This window comes from Pseudomonas sp. BW7P1, from assembly GCF_024981055.1.
In the GTDB taxonomy this organism is placed as follows: domain Bacteria; phylum Pseudomonadota; class Gammaproteobacteria; order Pseudomonadales; family Pseudomonadaceae; genus Aquipseudomonas; species Aquipseudomonas bananamidigenes.
The window spans coordinates 5,745,217-5,761,873 of sequence record NZ_CP103374.1 but is presented as its reverse complement, the minus strand read 5'-3'; the positions used below and the strand labels follow the sequence as shown (position 1 = coordinate 5,761,873).

Below are 16,657 nucleotides of genomic sequence, written 5' to 3'. Positions count from 1 at the left end.
ATGTCTGACCACTGTGCCAGAGGATCGATTTCGAGAATGTAGAGAACGCCATGTCCGACCACGATATTTTGAGCGACGCCGAACAGGAGGCGCTGCGGGAGCTGATGTTCGAGCCCGAATTGCCTCCTCAGCGGGTTTTGATCGTCGATGACGACAAGGACGCTCGAGAACTGCTGGCGGATATTCTCGGTCTGGACGGCATTGACTGCGTAACGGCCGCCAGCGGCGAAGAAGCGCTGAGGATGTTGATGCCCGATACGGATAACCGGCGACGGATCGGGCTGGTGATCACTGACCTGCGCATGGGAAATGTGGGAGGGCTGGAATTGATCCGGCGGGTGCGGGAATCTGAACGCGCCGCACTGCCGATCATCATTGTCTCCGGCGATGCATCGGTGAAGGATGCCATCGCGGCAATGCACCTCAGCGTGGTGGATTTTCTGCTCAAGCCGATTGATACGGCGAAGTTGCTTGGGCTGGTCAAACATGAATTGGGGATCGAGCCCTGGGTATAGCGGCCCGAACGAAAAAGCCCTGATTGAAGATCAGGGCTTTTTCATGTCCGGCGTCCGCGCAGGTTACAGGCCGTTGGCGGCCTTGAACTCGCGCCGACGACGGTGCAGGACCGGCTCGGTGTAACCGTTCGGCTGTTTGGTGCCTTCGATTACCAGTTCGACCGCCGCCTGGAAGGCGATGTTGCTGTCGAAGTCCGGCGCCAGCGGACGGTACAGCGGATCGTTGGCGTTCTGACGGTCCACCACCGGCGCCATGCGCTTGAGGCTTTCCATCACTTGCGCTTCGGTCACGATGCCGTGGCGCAGCCAGTTGGCGATGTGCTGACTGGAAATGCGCAGCGTTGCACGGTCTTCCATCAGGCCGACGTCGTTGATGTCCGGCACTTTCGAGCAACCCACGCCCTGATCGATCCAGCGCACCACGTAACCGAGAATGCCTTGGGCGTTGTTGTCCAGTTCGTTCCTGATTTGCTCCGGCGTCCAGTCCGGGTTGACCGCCAGCGGGATGGTCAGGATGTCATCGACCGAAGCACGGGCACGTTTGGCCAGTTCGGCCTGACGGGCGAACACGTCGACCTTGTGGTAGTGCAGCGCGTGCAGCGCGGCGGCGGTCGGCGACGGAACCCAGGCCGTGTTGGCGCCGGCCAGCGGGTGAGCGATTTTCTGTTCGAGCATCGCTGCCATCAGGTCGGGCATCGCCCACATGCCTTTACCGATTTGCGCACGACCCTGCAGGCCGGTGCTCAGACCGATATCGACGTTCCAGTTTTCGTAGGCACCGATCCATTTCTCGGCCTTCATGTCAGCCTTGCGCACCATCGGGCCGGCTTCCATGGATGTGTGGATTTCGTCGCCGGTGCGGTCGAGGAAACCGGTATTGATGAACACCACGCGCTCGCTGGCCGCCTGGATGCAAGCCTTGAGGTTGACCGTGGTGCGGCGTTCCTCGTCCATGATCCCGACTTTCAAGGTGTTGCGCTTGAGGCCCAGCACGTCTTCGATACGACCGAACAGCTCGTTGGTGAACGCCGCTTCTTCCGGGCCGTGCATCTTCGGTTTGACGATGTAGACCGAACCGGTGCGGGTGTTCTTGCGCGAGGTGTTGCCATTCAGGTTGTGCATCGCCGCCAGGCAAGTCACCAGACCGTCGAGGATGCCTTCCGGTACTTCATTGCCGTGTTTGTCGAGGATCGCGTCGATGGTCATCAGGTGACCGACGTTGCGCACGAACAGCAGCGAGCGGCCGTGCAGCGTCAGTTCGCTGCCGTCGACTCTGGTGTAGGTGCGATCCGGGTTCATGGTGCGGGTGAAGGTCTGACCGCCCTTGGTCACGGATTCCGCCAGGTCGCCCTTCATCAGGCCCAGCCAGTTGCGGTAGATCACCACCTTGTCGTCGGCATCGACGGCGGCGACGGAGTCTTCGCAGTCCATGATGGTGGTCAGTGCCGCTTCCATCAGGATGTCTTTGACGCCGGCGGCGTCGGTCTGGCCGACCGGGGTGCTGGCGTCGATCTGGATTTCGAAATGCAGACCGTTGTTCTTCAGCAGGATCGCGATCGGTGCCGATGCGTCGCCCTGGAAGCCGATCAGTTGTGCGTCGTTGCGCAGGCCGCTGTTGCTGCCGCCCTTGAGGGTGACGACCAGTTTGCCGTCAGCGATCTTGTAACCGGTGGAGTCGACGTGGGAGCCGGCCGCCAGTGGCGCTGCTTCGTCGAGGAAGGCACGGGCGAAGGCGATGACTTTGTCGCCGCGCACCTTGTTGTAGCCTTTGCCTTTTTCCGCGCCGCCGGCTTCGCTGATGGCGTCGGTGCCGTACAGGGCGTCGTACAGCGAGCCCCAGCGGGCGTTCGAGGCGTTGAGGGCGAAGCGGGCGTTCATCACCGGAACCACGAGTTGCGGGCCGGCGGTACGGGCGATTTCGTCATCGACGTTTTGCGTCGTTGCCTGGAAATCAGCCGCTTCTGGCAGCAGATAACCGATCTCTTGCAGGAAGGCTTTGTAGGCCACGGCGTCGTGCGGCTGACCGGCACGGCTCTGGTGCCAGCCGTCAATACGGGCCTGGAAGTCGTCGCGTTTGGCGAGTAGGGCTTTGTTCTTCGGCGCCAGGTCGTGAATGACCTTGTCGGCACCTTCCCAGAATTTGTCGGCGGTGAGGCCGGTACCGGGAATGGCTTCGTTGTTTACGAAGTCGAACAGGACTTTGGCGACCTGCAGGCCACCGACTTGAACGTGTTCAGTCATTGCTTGCCTCACTCTGCTCAGCTATTTCGCTTTTCAGCTCTTCAATTTAACAATGAAGCCTCTGGCCATTTAAACCACAAACCCCTCGACCAGTACATGCCATCGCTGGCGGCTGGGCTGGGACCAATCAACGGCTTGGGGGCCTTGCTGACAGGGCTTTCAGGGTTGCGAACGTGCCTTGGGCAGACATCGATCCAACGTTATGTAGTGCGCGCTGCGGCATACTACATGATGACTTGCGGTTGTGAAAATCAGACTAATTACGTCGTTCTGCGACCCCATGACGCATTGCGGTCACGGCGCGGAACGGGATGTTCTCAAAAAACCAATGGATTGTTCCAGTTAAATATAAAAAGTTGTACACGATTTGTGATTTCGAGCGTCTGAGGCGCCGCTCGAACCCTTGCCTATACTTGGTTTTCCACTACAAGCGTCATGAGAAGAGGGCTGCGCCATGGATCACCTCGTACTCACCGTCTTCGCGCCGGACAAGCCCGGACAGGTCGAGCGCATCGCCCAATGCATTGCCGAGCACGGCGGCAACTGGCTGGAAAGCCGCATGTCACGGATGGCCGGGCAGTTCGCCGGGATTCTGCGAGTCGGGGTGCCAGCGGAGGCTTACGATGAATTAGTCGATGCCTTACAGGCGCTGTCGGCACAGGGCATTCGTGTGCTGGTGGCCGAAAGCGGAATCGAACAGGCGTGCACCTGGAAGCCGATCACCATGGAGCTGGTGGGGAATGATCGTCCGGGCATCGTGCGTGACATCACCCGATTACTGAGCGAACAGGGCGTGAACCTCGAACGACTGGTGACCGAAGTACGTCCGGCGCCGATGAGCAGCGAGCCGTTGTTTCATGCCGAGGCGATTCTGGCCTTGCCGCTCACCTTGTCGCTGGACGTGTTGAAATCACGTCTGGAGACCCTGGCTGATGACTTGATGGTGGAATTGAGTTTGCGTGCAGAGGAATGAAATGTCGTGGCAGGTTATCCAGTGATAACGTGCATCCGCTTGTGGATAACCTGTAGAGACTGCCTTCCAGGCCACGTCCGCCGTGGTTTTGCCAAGATTGATCAAAAAACCGCCAGCATTCAGTGACTTGCGCACAAACGGCGGGGATCACGCTGTGGATAACCTTGGGAAGGAACGGTGCAGGCCACGAGAACCGTGGCCTTTGGAGGGGTGTTTGTTTTTTGATCAACTGCGCCGGCGCAGACTTATCCACGCATCGACGCTGTACACCGCCAGACCGGCCCAGATAAACATGAACGCAATCAGCGTGCTGGACGACAAGTGCTCGCCGAACAGCAACACGGCTTGCAGCAGCACCAGGGTCGGCGCCAGATACTGGAGGAAACCGAGGGTGGTGTAAGGCAGGTGTCGTGCGGCCGCGTTGAAGCAGACCAGCGGAATGAGCGTCACCGGTCCGGCCGCCACCAGCCACCAGGCTTCGGAGGTGGTCCAGAAGGTGGCCTGGGCGCTGGTAGCGGTCGGATTCAGCAGCAGCCACGCGAGGGCAATCGGCACCAGCATCCAGGTTTCCACCACCAGCCCCGGCAACGCCTTGACCGGCGCCTGTTTGCGGATCAGTCCGTAGAAACCGAAAGTCAGCGCCAGCACCAGCGACACCCACGGCAGACTGCCGACCTGCCACACCTGCTGCGCCACGCCCACGGCAGCCAGGCCGACGGCGATCCACTGCATCCGCCGCAGACGCTCGCCGAGGATCAGCATGCCCAGCAGCACGTTAACCAACGGGTTGATGTAGTAACCCAGACTCGCTTCAAGCATCCGGCCATTGTTCACCGACCACACGTAAGTCAGCCAGTTGGCCGCGATCAACGTGCCGCTGAGTGCAAGAATCGCCAGGCGTTTCGGATTGTCGCGCAGTTGCTGCCACCAGCCCGGATGTTTCCAGACCAGCAGCAACAGCCCGCCGAACAGCGCAGACCACAGCACGCGGTGAATGATGATCTCCACCGCCGGCACTTCAGCGATGGCTTTGAAGTAAAGCGGGAAAAGGCCCCAGATGATGTAGGCACTCAGGCCCAGAATGTACCCGCGACGCGGGTTGGCGGCTTGCATGCAGAGTCCTTGCTCAGGCAACTGACAAAGCGGTGATTGTACGGGCAGTTGTATAGACGTGTCGTGTCAGAAAAGCTTCAACGGCTCTTCATTCAACGCCGCCAGCTGTTCACGCAACGCCAGCACCTGATCGCCCCAATAACGCTCGCTGCCGAACCACGGAAAACTGTGGGGGAACGCCGGATCGTCCCAGCGTCGGGCCAGCCAGGCGCTGTAATGCATCAGGCGCAGCGCGCGCAGCGGTTCGATCAGCGCCAGTTCGCGCGGATCGAAATCATGGAATTCGTTGTAACCGTCCATCAATTCCGACAGCTGTACGAGACATTCCTGACGGTCGCCGGCGAGCATCATCCAGATGTCCTGCACCGCCGGGCCCATGCGACAGTCGTCGAGGTCAACGATGTGGAACATCTCGTCGCGGCACATCATGTTGCCGGGGTGGCAGTCGCCGTGCATGCGGATGTTCCGGTGCGGCGTGGCGGCGTAGATGTCTTCCACCCGCTTGAGCAAATCGCGGGCGACGGACTCATAGGCCGGCAACAGGCTTTTGGGGATGAAGTCGCCTTCCAGCAAAGTGCGCAGCGAGTCATGGCCGAAGTTCTTCACGGTCAGCGCTTCGCGATGTTCGAAAGGCCTGGTTTCGCCGACCGCATGCATGCGCCCGAGCAACTGGCCGAGACGATACAACTGATCGAGATTGCCGGGCTCCGGCGCCCGGCCACCACGTCGGGGAAACAGGGTGAAACGAAAACCGGCGTGTTCGTGCAGGGTCTGGCCGTTGTGGACAAGTGGCGCCACCACCGGAATCTCGACGTTGGCCAGTTCGAAGGTGAACCGGTGTTCTTCGAGAATGGCTTCGTTGCTCCAGCGCTGCGGGCGATAGAACTTGGCGATCAGCGGTTCGGCGTCTTCGATGCCGATCTGATAGACGCGGTTTTCGTAACTGTTGAGCGGCAGGATGCGCGCGTCGCTGAGAAAACCGATGCTTTCGACGGCATCGAGCACGAGGTCTGGGGTGAGGGTTTCAAACGGGTGGGCCATGCTGACTCCTGCGCGCGGCAGGCTGCCGCGTCCGGCCAGGCATGTTAGCGCAGACGGGCTGTCTTGAGGGGGATCGTTCCCGTGCAGTGCACGGGAACGATCAGAGCGTAGCGGCATCAGGCGCCGATGATCCCGCCGTCCTCGCGGGTAATCGCCATCACCGAAGAGCGCGGCTTGCCGTTCGGCAAGTGCTCGGGGAAGGTCGAACCGCCGTTTTCACCCGGATGCTGAATCCCGACAAACAGGGTTTTCTGGTCTGGCGAGAAGGCGATCCCGGTGACTTCACAACCGATCGGCCCGACCATGAACCGGCGAATCTCTCCGGTCCCGGGGTCGGCGCAGAGCATCTGGTTGTTGCCCATCCCGGCAAAGTCCCCGGCGTTGCTCGAATCACCGTCGGTGAGAATCCACAGTCGGCCCGCCTTGTCGAAACCGAGGCCGTCCGGGCTGTTGAACATGTTTTGCGGGGTGATGTTCGACGAGCCGCCCTTTGGCGTTCCGGCGTGCACGCTCGGGTTGCCGGCGACCACGAACAGATCCCAGGCAAAGGTTCTGGAGCCGTGATCATCGCGGTCGGTACGCCAGCGCAGGATCTGCCCGTAGACGTTCTTCTCGCGGGGGTTCGGACCGCCCACCGGTTGCCCGTCTTCGCCGCGTTTGGCGTTGTTGGTCAGGGTGCAATAGACCTGGCCGTCTTTCGGGCTGACCACGATCCACTCCGGACGGTCCATGCGTGTGGCGCCGACTACGCTGGCTGCCAGGCGTGCGTGGATCAGCACTTCAGCCTGATCGGCAAAACCGCTGCTGGCGTCGATGCCGTTCTTGCCGTGGGTCAGTTCGATCCACTGGCCCTGGCCTTTCGGATGGTCGGGGTTGCCGTCGCCCGCGTCGAACTTCGCCACGTACAGGGTGCCGTGATCGAGGATGTCGCGGTTGGCTTTGGCGTTGCGGTGATTGATGCGGTCGCGGCTGACGAATTTGTAGATGAACTCGCCGCGTTCGTCGTCGCCCATGTACACCACGGCGCGACCATCGTCGGTCTCGGCCAGGGCGGCGTTTTCGTGTTTGAAGCGACCGAGGGCGGTACGTTTGACCGGGGTCGACTGCGGATCGAACGGGTCGATTTCCACGACCCAGCCGTGACGGTTCAGCTCGTTCGGGTTCTTCGCCATGTCGAAGCGCGGATCGAACGGATGCCAGTTGATCTCGCGGCTGGCGGCTGTCACGCCGTAGCGTTTCTGCGCCGGGTCGAACTGTTGCTGGGCGTTGCTGCTGCCGAAGCAGTCGGTGAAGTTTTCTTCACAGGTCAGGTAAGTGCCCCACGGTGTCTTGCCGTTGGCGCAGTTCTGGAAGGTGCCGAGGACTTTCCTGCCATGCTTGTCGGCACTGGTTTTCATCCGTTCATGGCCGGCCGCCGGACCGCTGATGCGCAGCGGCGAGTTGCCGTGAATGCGCCGGTTGTAACGTGAGCCCTGGACGAACTGCCACTGGCCGTTCCTGCGCGCCACTTCGATCACCGACACGCCCTCGCAGGCCAGGGCCTTGCGCACGTCTTCCGCCGACTGCGGCAGACCGCCATGGGGGTAGAGGTAGCGGTAGTTGGTGTATTCGTTGTTGATCGCCATCAGGGCGCGATTCTTGTCGTCCGGGAAGGCGAACAGGCTCATGCCGTCGTTGTTGTCGCCGAACTGTACTTCCTGTGCAGCCGCGGTGCCGTTGCCGCTCGGGTCGAAGGCCGGACCATTCTTGTGCAGGGGCTGGCCCCAACTGATCAGCACCGACGACTTGTAGCCCTTGGGCAGGCTGATGACGTCGGTGGTGGCAGCCGGAATGCTGTCAAAGCCGAGCAGGCGGCTGTTGCCGGCGCTGATCCCGGTGGCCAGCGCGCTACGGCTCAACAGGCTGCCACCGAGAAACATCGCCGCACCGCACAGTGCGCCGGCACCGATGAAACCGCGACGGCTCATGCCGACCATTTTTTCCAGGTCAGTGGATTGGTTTTCTTCTAATAGGCTCACTTCAGGCTCCCTGCTTGGTTTTGGCAGCCACCTTAATGAGAGGCGATGAAGCTTTTGTTGCAGGGCTTGCGGTTAGAGCGGTGTGCCGATCAGTACATTGGACGGCGCAAATTGCACCCGCACCGGTTGTTCGACGCTCAGTTGGCGGGTGCGCAAGTGCAGCGGCTCAGCCAGGGCGCAGAGTGTCTGGCCATTGGGCAGGGCGATGCGCACTTCGCTGGGGCCGTCCTCGGCATCGAGAATCGCTTCGAGAGTGCCTTCGAGAAGATTGTGACCAGATGTTGCAGATTGCCCGTTGCTCAACAGTTCGAGCCAGCCAGCCTTGATCAATGCCACCACTTCGGTGCCGGTTTGCAGTTCCAGATGCACGGTGCTGTCGTGGGTGATCTGCGCGTCGATGCACAGGCCTTCTGCCAGTTCGAGACGGATCAGGTCATTGCGGCCCTGAGATTCGATGCCGAGGACTTTGCCGTGCAACTGATTGCGAGCGCTGGTCCTGAGCATCAAACGCCCGAGCAGATCCAGATCGCTGGCGTCTTCGGCAGCTTCCAGCACCTGCGCCTGCAAGGCCTGCAACTTCTGGTAAAGACGCAGCACCCGCTCGCCTTCGCTGGACAGTCGGGCGCCACCGCCCCCCTTGCCGCCGACAACCCGCTCCACCAAGGGCTTTTGCGCCAGATTGTTCAACTCATCGATGGCGTCCCATGCCGCCTTGTAACTCAGGCCCGCGCTTTTGGCGGCGCGGGTTATCGAGCCCTGTTCGGCGATGTGTTGCAGCAACGCGATGCGTTGCGGGCGGCGGACGATGTGCTGGGACAACAGGCTGGGCAGGGACATGTCGGGTGCTTTGTGCTGGGCTGATGGAGGAGGAAGTTGGCCGCTTGGCGCGTGCGAGTCAAGCCGCGTCGCCCGGTTTCGGTGTGCGGGCCAGGCAATACACGTCGACCCGCGTGGCGCCTGCGTCCACCAGCAGCCGCGCCAGTGCCTGAGCCGTGGCACCAGTGGTCAGTACATCATCGACCAATGCCAGATGCCGGCCGCGCACGTTGGCCTGCGGCAGCAGATTGAAGGCGTTGCGCAGATTGCGCTTGCGCGCCTTGGCATCCAGTGCCTGCTGGGCGTCGGTGTCCTGGATACGTCGCAGGATATGTTCTTCACAGGGCACATCCAGTCGCTTGCCGAGCCACCGCGCAAGCATGGCCGCCTGATTGAAGCCGCGTTGCCGCAGACGCTTGTCCGCCAATGGCACCGGCACCAAGGCATCCGGGCGCGGGAGGTCTTCGTCGAAGCGATGTTGCAGAAACTGGGCGAGAACCTCGCCCATCAGGTTGCCAAAGGGCCATTTGGCGTTGTGTTTGAAGCGGGTGATCAGGCTGTCCACCGGAAACCCGTAAGACCAGGGCACCACGACCTGTTCGAAGGCGGGCGGATTCCTCAGGCAGTCGCCGCAGGTCAGGCCTGCTGCGGGCAACGGCAATGCGCAAGTCATGCATTGATCTCCCAGCCAGGGCAAGTCGGTTTCGCATGCGGTGCAGAGGGGGGTATCAGTTTCCGCCGGCTCATCGCAAAGCAAACAGGATTGGTTGTTATTTAACCAGATGTAAACCTGCATTTCTTGATGTGGTTGACAGTGCATGACTCTTCCTTAAATATGCCGAACATCCGTGTCGTGCCTGTGGGTATTCCGTTTCCCCAGGCGCAAGCCAAGCATAACCAAGGAACCACCCATGAGCGCCAGCACCACTGCCTCCCTGCGTCACGACTGGACTTTGGCCGAAGTCAAAGCACTCTTCGTTCAGCCGTTCAACGACTTGCTGTTCCAGGCGCAGACGGTGCACCGCGCGCATTTCGATGCCAACCGCGTCCAGGTTTCCACCCTGTTGTCGATCAAGACCGGCGCCTGCCCGGAAGATTGCAAATATTGTCCACAGTCGGGTCACTACAACACCGGCCTGGAAAAAGAAAAGCTGATGGAAGTGCAGAAAGTCCTTGAAGAGGCTGCCCGCGCCAAGGCCATTGGCTCGACCCGGTTCTGCATGGGCGCTGCGTGGAAGCACCCTTCGGCCAAGGACATGCCTTACGTGTTGAAAATGGTCGAAGGCGTGAAGGCCATGGGCCTTGAAACCTGCATGACCCTCGGTCGTCTCGATCAGGAACAAACCGAAGCTTTGGCCAGGGCCGGCCTCGACTACTACAACCACAACCTCGACACTTCGCCGGAGTTCTACGGCAGCATCATCACCACCCGCACCTACAGCGAGCGTCTGCAGACCCTGGCCTACGTGCGCGATGCCGGCATGAAAATCTGCTCCGGCGGCATCCTCGGCATGGGCGAGTCTCTCGATGACCGCGCGAACCTCCTGATCCAGCTGGCCAACCTGCCGGAGCATCCGGAGTCGGTGCCGATCAACATGCTGGTGAAAGTCGCCGGCACACCGCTGGAAAACGCTGACGACGTCGATCCGTTCGACTTCATCCGCATGCTCGCCGTGGCGCGGATCCTGATGCCGCAATCCCACGTGCGCCTGTCCGCCGGCCGCGAAGCGATGAACGAGCAGATGCAGGCCCTGGCGTTCTTCGCCGGCGCCAACTCGATTTTCTACGGCGACAAACTGCTGACCACCGCCAACCCGCAGGCCGACAAGGACATGCAGTTGTTCGCACGTCTGGGCATTCAGCCGGAAGCCCGTGAAGAGCATGCCGACGAAGTGCATCAGGCCGCCATCGAGCAGGCGCTGGTGGAACAGAAGAGCAGCGAGCAGTTTTACAACGCGGCGGTCTGATCGCCCGTTCTTCTCAGGTGCTGCTTCGGGCGGCGCCTGCTGATTCATTGGCCACCGTGAGGCTTGCATGTCTTTCGATCTCGCCGCACGCCTTGCTGCCCGTCGTGCCGAAAATCTCTATCGCCGGCGACCGCTGCTTGAAAGCCCGCAAGGGCCGCAAGTGGTGGTCGACGGCCAGCCGCTGCTGGCGTTCTGTAACAACGATTACCTTGGCCTGGCCAATCATCCGCAAGTGATCGAAGCCTGGCGTGCCGGTGCCGAACGCTGGGGCGTTGGTGGCGGAGCGTCGCATCTGGTGATCGGTCACAGCGGCCCGCATCACGAACTCGAAGAGGCCCTGGCCGACCTCACCGGCCGCCCGCGTGCGCTGTTGTTCACTACCGGTTACATGGCCAACCTCGGCGCGGTCACGGCGCTGGTCGGGCAGGGCGATACGGTACTGGAAGACCGGCTCAATCATGCGTCGCTGCTGGATGCCGGATTGTTGTCCGGCGCACGCTTCAATCGCTATCTGCACAACGACGCCGGCAGCCTGGCCAAGCGTCTGGAGAAGGCCACCGGCAATACGCTGGTGGTCACCGACGGCGTGTTCAGCATGGACGGCGATCTGGCCGATCTGCCGGCGCTGGTCCGGGAAACCAAGGCCAAGGGTGCGTGGCTGATGGTCGATGACGCCCATGGTTTCGGCCCTCTGGGCGCGAACGGTGGCGGGATCGTCGAGCATTTCGGTCTGAGCCAGGAGGACGTGCCGGTGCTGGTCGGCACGCTCGGCAAAGCGTTCGGCACGGCGGGCGCGTTCGTGGCCGGCAGTGAAGAGTTGATCGAAAGCCTGATCCAGTTTGCCCGCCCCTACATTTACACCACCAGCCAGCCGCCGGCGCTGGCCTGCGCGACGCTGAAAAGTCTGGAGCTGCTGCGCAGCGAACACTGGCGCCGCGAGCATCTGCAAACGCTGATCCGCCAGTTCCGTCACGGTGCCGAACAGATCGGTCTGGAGCTGATGGACAGCTTCACGCCGATCCAGCCGATCCTGATCGGTGATGCCGGTCGGGCCGTGCTTCTGTCGCAAATGCTGCGTGAGCGGGGGCTGATGGTCTCTGCGATCCGTCCGCCGACCGTGCCTGTCGGCAGTGCGCGGCTGCGGGTCACCCTGACCGCCGCCCACAGCGAAGCGCAGGTGCAACTATTGTTGGAAGGACTGGCCGATTGCTTTGCCCAGCTGAAGTCGGAGCCAAGCCATGCGTGATCGACTGTTTCTTCTCCCCGGCTGGGGGCTTGGTGTTTCCCCCCTGGAACCGTTGGCGGCGGCGCTGCGAGGGCTCGACGAACACCTGACGGTGGAAGTCGAACCGTTGCCGGAACTGGAGTCCAGCGATCCTGCGCACTGGCTCGACGAACTGGATGAGCGTATTCCCCAGGACGTCTGGCTGGGTGGCTGGTCGCTGGGCGGAATGCTGGCTTCTGAACTGGCGGCGCGGCGTGGTGAACATTGCTGCGGCTTGCTGACGCTGGCGAGCAATCCTTCTTTCGTTGCTCATGAACAGTGGCCGAGCGCGATGCCGGGGGAAACATTTGATGCGTTTCTGGCGGGCTGTAGTGCTGATCCGCGTCAGACCCTCAAGCGTTTTTCGCTCCTGTGCGCTCAGGGTGGACAGGACTCTCGCGGGTTGTCGCGACTGTTGCTGGGCGGTGCGCCGAGTACTTCTCCGGCAGCGCTGATGGCAGGCCTGGAACTGCTGGCACAACTCGATACCCGTGACGCCTTGCAGGCATTTCGTGGCCCGCAATTTCATCTGTTCGCAGGGCTCGACGGGTTGGTGCCGGCAGAGGCAGCGGGGCAAGTGTTCGCGTTGCTGGCGGATGTCGAAGTCGGTCTGATCGAACGGGCCAGCCACGGGTTTCTTCTGGAGGATCCCCACGGTGTCGCGGGGGCGATCCAGGCATTTTTACATGAGTGCGGTGATGACTGATTTGTCTTTTGCGGCCCTGCCCGGCGGCTTGCCTGACAAGCGCCAGGTAGCGGCTTCCTTTTCCCGCGCCGCGGCCAGTTACGACAGTGTGGCCGAGTTGCAGCGCGATGTCGGTACGCAGTTGTTGAACCGTCTGCCGACGGGTTTTCTGCCACGACGCTGGCTGGATCTGGGCTGTGGCACCGGCTATTTCACCCGTTCATTGGCCGAACGTTTTGCCGATAGTGAAGGATTGGCGCTGGATATCGCCGAGGGCATGCTCGAACACGCCCGGCCTTTGGGCGGTGCCATGCATTTTATCGCGGGTGATGCCGAACGCTTGCCGTTGCAGGAGTCGACCTGCGATCTGATTTTCTCCAGTCTGGCGGTGCAGTGGTGTGCGGACTTCGAATCGGTGCTCGGCGAGGCTTTCCGGGTGCTCAGGCCGGGGGGGATTTTCGCGTTTGCTAGTCTTTGTGCAGGAACGCTGTACGAACTGCGCGACAGTTGGCGGCAGGTCGATGGCCTGGTGCATGTCAACCGCTTCCGCGAGTTCGCCCGCTACGAACAATTGTGCACGGCCAGTGGTTTGTGCACGGTCAGCCTGGAGAACCGGCCGCATGTGCTGCATTACCCGGATGTGCGCAGTCTGACCCATGAGCTCAAGGCGCTGGGTGCGCATAACCTGAATCCTGGTCGTCCGGGCGGTCTGACCGGGCGGGCGCGGATTCTGGGGCTGGTCGAAGCGTACGAACAGTTTCGTCAGCCTCGCGGTTTGCCGGCGACTTATCAGGTGGTCTACGCCGTGTTGGAGAAACCCTTATGAGCGCAGCCTATTTCATTACCGGAACCGACACCGATGTCGGCAAGACCACCGTAGCCGCCGGGCTGCTGCATGCCGCCAGGTCGATGGGATTGAGTACGGCAGCGGGTAAACCGGTGGCATCCGGTTGCATCGTGACGCCCAAGGGTTTGCGCAATTCCGATGCCTTGGCATTGCAGGCCGAGTGTTCCGTTCCGTTGACTTATCAACAGGTCAATCCTGTGGCGTTCGAACCGGCCATCGCGCCGCATCTGGCGGCCCGCGAGGCAGGCGTGGCGCTGACCGTGCAATCGTTGCTGGCGCCGATGCGCGAGATCCTGGCCATGAACGCCGACTTCACGTTGATTGAAGGCGCGGGTGGCTGGCGGGTGCCGTTGGCGGATCAGGATAATCTGTCGGACTTGGCCATTGCGCTGAAGCTGCCGGTGATTCTGGTGGTGGGTGTGCGTCTTGGATGTATCAGCCATGCATTGCTGACCGCTGAAGCGATTGCCCGTGACGGGCTGCAACTGGCCGGTTGGGTGGCGAACATCATTGATCCGAAGACTTCGCGGCTGGAGGAAAACCTCGCGACGCTGGCCGAGCGCATTCCGGCGCCGTGTCTGGGGCGTGTGCCCAAGCTCAAGGCGGTCAGCGCCGAGTCTGTCGCCGAGCATTTGCAACTGGATCTGCTTGACTGATTCTGGCTATGACAAGGCACTGTGCCATTAGTGTTTTTGACGGGTGTTTTTCTGACGTCTCTGGTTCAATGACACCCATTGATCCTTCCCAAGGATGAGCGCTCCCATGGAAATCTCTGGAAACACAGCTTTTTATGCAGGTCTGAGCACCATTCAGACCGGGCAGAACCGCGTCGATCAGGCGGCCAGCCAGATCGCCAACAGCACCATCGAGCGCTCGGTCACCAGCCAGTCCTCCGAAGCCCAGGTTGACCGCCTGCGCAGTATCGATCGCAGTCAGCAAATGGACCCGAACAGCGCCATGGCCGAGATGGCCCAGGGCAAATTTCAAGTGGAGCTGGGCGCGAAAGTCGCCAAGGCGTCCGATGAAATGCTCGGTACGATCATCGATACGTTTGCCTGATTATCCGATATTCGCGTTGCCGGACGCCGCGACTGTTCGCGGCGTTTTTCGTTGTAAGTCCTTCTCCCTCAACTAATCTTTTTTCATTGCACATGGCTTTGTCGGGCGCATGTCGCACTGCTGTACCCGGCATTCGGAAAATGTGATGACGAACGGCAAAAGAACGGCGCTTGACAAGATTTCGGCGTAAACGTATGTTTCAAACAACTGTTTGACCGTCACAACAAATCAATGCGGTCGTTCATTCCCGGTTACATCAGCAGAGGTTTATCGCTATGCCTGACTACAAGGCCCCCTTGCGTGATATTCGCTTCGTACGTGACGAACTGCTCGGCTATGAAGCGCACTATCAGAGCCTTCCAGCCTGCGCAGACGCAACGCCGGACATGGTTGACGCCATTCTCGAAGAGGGCGCCAAGTTCTGTGAGCAGGTGCTGGCGCCGCTGAACCGCGTGGGCGATCTTGAAGGTTGCACCTGGAGCGAGTCCGGCGTGAAAACCCCGACCGGCTTCAAAGAGGCTTACAAGCAATTCGTGGAAGGCGGCTGGCCAAGCCTGGCTCACGACGTCGAGCACGGCGGTCAGGGTCTGCCTGAGTCGCTGGGCCTGGCTGTCAGCGAAATGGTCGGTGAAGCCAACTGGTCGTGGGGCATGTACCCGGGCCTGTCGCACGGCGCGATGAACACCATTTCCGAGCACGGCACTCCAGAGCAGCAAGAAGCCTATCTGACCAAGCTGGTGTCCGGCGAATGGACCGGCACCATGTGCCTGACCGAACCTCACTGCGGCACCGACCTGGGCATGCTGCGCACCAAGGCCGAACCTCAGGCCGACGGCTCCTACAAAGTCTCCGGCACCAAGATCTTCATCTCGGCCGGTGAACACGACATGGCCGACAACATTGTCCACATCGTACTGGCCCGTCTGCCGGATGCACCGGCCGGCACCAAAGGCATTTCCCTGTTCATCGTTCCGAAGTTCCTGCCGAACGCCGACGGCACCATCGGTACTCGCAACGCAGTGAGCTGCGGCTCCATCGAACACAAGATGGGCATCCACGGCAACGCCACCTGCGTGATGAACTTCGATGGCGCGACCGGTTTCCTGATCGGCCCGGCGAACAAAGGCCTGAACTGCATGTTCACCTTTATGAACACCGCACGTCTGGGTACCGCGCTGCAAGGTCTGGCCCACGCCGAAATCGGCTTCCAGGGCGGTCTGAAATACGCCCGCGACCGTCTGCAAATGCGTTCCCTGACCGGCCCGAAAGCGCCGGACAAGGCCGCTGACCCGATCATCGTGCACCCTGACGTACGCCGCATGCTGTTGACCATGAAGGCATTCGCCGAAGGCAACCGTGCGATGGTGTACTTCACTGCCAAACAGGTGGACATCGTCAAATACGGTGTGGACGAGGAAGAGAAGAAGAAAGCCGACGCACTGCTGGCCTTCATGACGCCGATTGCCAAGGCGTTCATGACCGAGGTCGGTTTCGAGTCCGCCAACCATGGCGTGCAGATCTACGGCGGCCACGGCTTCATCGCCGAGTGGGGCATGGAGCAGAACGTTCGCGACAGCCGCATCTCGATGCTGTACGAAGGCACCACCGGCATTCAGGCACTCGACCTGCTGGGCCGGAAAGTGTTGATGACCCAGGGCGAGGCTCTCAAAGGCTTCACCAAGATCGTCCACAAGTTCTGCCAGAACAACGAAGGCAACGAAGCCGTCAAGGAATTCGTCGCACCGTTGGCTGCACTGAACAAAGAGTGGGGCGAACTGACTATGAAGGTCGGTATGGCCGCCATGAAAGATCGTGAAGAAGTCGGCGCGGCCTCCGTGGACTACCTGATGTACTCCGGTTACGCCTGCCTGGCTTACTTCTGGGCCGACATGGCACGTCTGGCTGCCGAAAAATTGGCCGCAGGTACCACCGACGAGGCGTTCTACACCGCCAAGCTGCAAACCGCGCGCTTCTACTTCCAGCGCATCCTGCCGCGTACCCGTACGCACGTGGCCACCATGCTGTCGGGCGCCAACAACCTGATGGACATGAAAGAAGAAGACTTCGCACTGGGCTACTAAGCCTTAACGCAGTCCTTCAAAAAACCGCTGCTCCTTC

At 61.1% G+C, this 16,657-nt stretch carries 15 protein-coding genes; 9 read left to right on the top strand and 6 right to left on the bottom strand.

Features of this window, described 5'->3' with window-relative positions; genetic code table 11:
- Positions 1-50 precede the first annotated feature (50 nt).
- Complete coding sequence (locus tag NWV16_RS26060) at positions 51-515, top strand: response regulator (RefSeq protein WP_119427617.1); 465 nt, start codon at positions 51-53, stop codon at positions 513-515.
- 63 nt (positions 516-578) lie between these two features.
- Here the strand turns inward: NWV16_RS26060 and NWV16_RS26055 are convergent, their stop codons facing one another.
- Positions 579-2,756 (bottom strand): malate synthase G, encoded by a 2,178-nt coding sequence (locus NWV16_RS26055; protein WP_260521274.1) that lies wholly within the window; start codon positions 2,754-2,756, stop codon positions 579-581.
- Between the two features lie 454 nt (positions 2,757-3,210).
- On the opposite strand from NWV16_RS26055, the gene NWV16_RS26050 reads away from it, so the two are divergent.
- On the top strand, positions 3,211-3,729 hold the full coding sequence (locus NWV16_RS26050) for a glycine cleavage system protein R (protein WP_260521273.1): 519 nt from the start codon (positions 3,211-3,213) through the stop codon (positions 3,727-3,729).
- 225 nt (positions 3,730-3,954) lie between these two features.
- Here NWV16_RS26050 and rarD read toward each other — a convergent pair whose 3' ends face one another.
- The 5 genes from rarD to NWV16_RS26025 form a co-directional block, all read right to left on the bottom strand.
- The gene (gene rarD / locus NWV16_RS26045) at positions 3,955-4,842 is read right to left on the bottom strand and encodes an EamA family transporter RarD (protein ID WP_260521272.1); all 888 of its coding nucleotides are present in this window, start codon (positions 4,840-4,842) and stop codon (positions 3,955-3,957) included.
- Positions 4,843-4,908: 66 nt separating this feature from the next.
- Positions 4,909-5,883 carry a serine/threonine protein kinase gene (locus NWV16_RS26040; RefSeq protein WP_260521271.1) on the bottom strand — a complete coding sequence of 325 codons (975 nt, stop codon included), beginning with the start codon at positions 5,881-5,883 and terminating at the stop codon, positions 4,909-4,911.
- 116 nt (positions 5,884-5,999) lie between these two features.
- Complete coding sequence (locus NWV16_RS26035; RefSeq protein WP_260521270.1) at positions 6,000-7,901, bottom strand: PhoX family phosphatase; 1,902 nt, start codon at positions 7,899-7,901, stop codon at positions 6,000-6,002.
- Between the two features lie 72 nt (positions 7,902-7,973).
- On the bottom strand, positions 7,974-8,738 hold the full coding sequence (locus NWV16_RS26030) for a TOBE domain-containing protein (protein ID WP_260521269.1): 765 nt from the start codon (positions 8,736-8,738) through the stop codon (positions 7,974-7,976).
- A gap of 58 nt (positions 8,739-8,796) precedes the next feature.
- Positions 8,797-9,537 (bottom strand): ComF family protein, encoded by a 741-nt coding sequence (locus tag NWV16_RS26025; RefSeq protein WP_260521268.1) that lies wholly within the window; start codon positions 9,535-9,537, stop codon positions 8,797-8,799.
- A gap of 91 nt (positions 9,538-9,628) precedes the next feature.
- Here NWV16_RS26025 and bioB point away from each other — a divergent pair, with 91 nt between their 5' ends.
- The 7 genes from bioB (at position 9,629) to NWV16_RS25990 (ending at position 16,620) form a co-directional block, all read left to right on the top strand.
- A complete protein-coding gene (gene bioB / locus NWV16_RS26020; protein ID WP_260521267.1) occupies positions 9,629-10,684 on the top strand; it encodes a biotin synthase BioB in 1,056 nt (351 codons plus the stop codon).
- A 67-nt stretch (positions 10,685-10,751) separates the two neighbouring features.
- Positions 10,752-11,930 (top strand): 8-amino-7-oxononanoate synthase, encoded by a 1,179-nt coding sequence (gene bioF, locus NWV16_RS26015; protein WP_260521266.1) that lies wholly within the window; start codon positions 10,752-10,754, stop codon positions 11,928-11,930.
- Positions 11,923-12,654 (top strand): alpha/beta fold hydrolase, encoded by a 732-nt coding sequence (locus tag NWV16_RS26010; RefSeq protein ID WP_260521265.1) that lies wholly within the window; start codon positions 11,923-11,925, stop codon positions 12,652-12,654. The genes bioF and NWV16_RS26010 overlap by 8 nt, the downstream gene beginning before the upstream one ends.
- Positions 12,647-13,459 (top strand): malonyl-ACP O-methyltransferase BioC, encoded by an 813-nt coding sequence (bioC, locus tag NWV16_RS26005; protein WP_260521264.1) that lies wholly within the window; start codon positions 12,647-12,649, stop codon positions 13,457-13,459. Before NWV16_RS26010 ends, bioC begins: the two co-directional genes overlap by 8 nt.
- Positions 13,456-14,136, top strand: a complete 681-nt coding sequence (gene bioD / locus NWV16_RS26000) for a dethiobiotin synthase (RefSeq protein WP_260521263.1) — start codon at positions 13,456-13,458, stop codon at positions 14,134-14,136. Before bioC ends, bioD begins: the two co-directional genes overlap by 4 nt.
- A gap of 106 nt (positions 14,137-14,242) precedes the next feature.
- The gene (locus tag NWV16_RS25995) at positions 14,243-14,539 is read left to right on the top strand and encodes a pyrroloquinoline quinone biosynthesis protein PqqE (RefSeq protein WP_065259109.1); all 297 of its coding nucleotides are present in this window, start codon (positions 14,243-14,245) and stop codon (positions 14,537-14,539) included.
- Positions 14,540-14,814: 275 nt separating this feature from the next.
- On the top strand, positions 14,815-16,620 hold the full coding sequence (locus tag NWV16_RS25990; RefSeq protein ID WP_260521262.1) for a phenylacyl-CoA dehydrogenase: 1,806 nt from the start codon (positions 14,815-14,817) through the stop codon (positions 16,618-16,620).
- Positions 16,621-16,657: the final 37 nt, after the last annotated feature.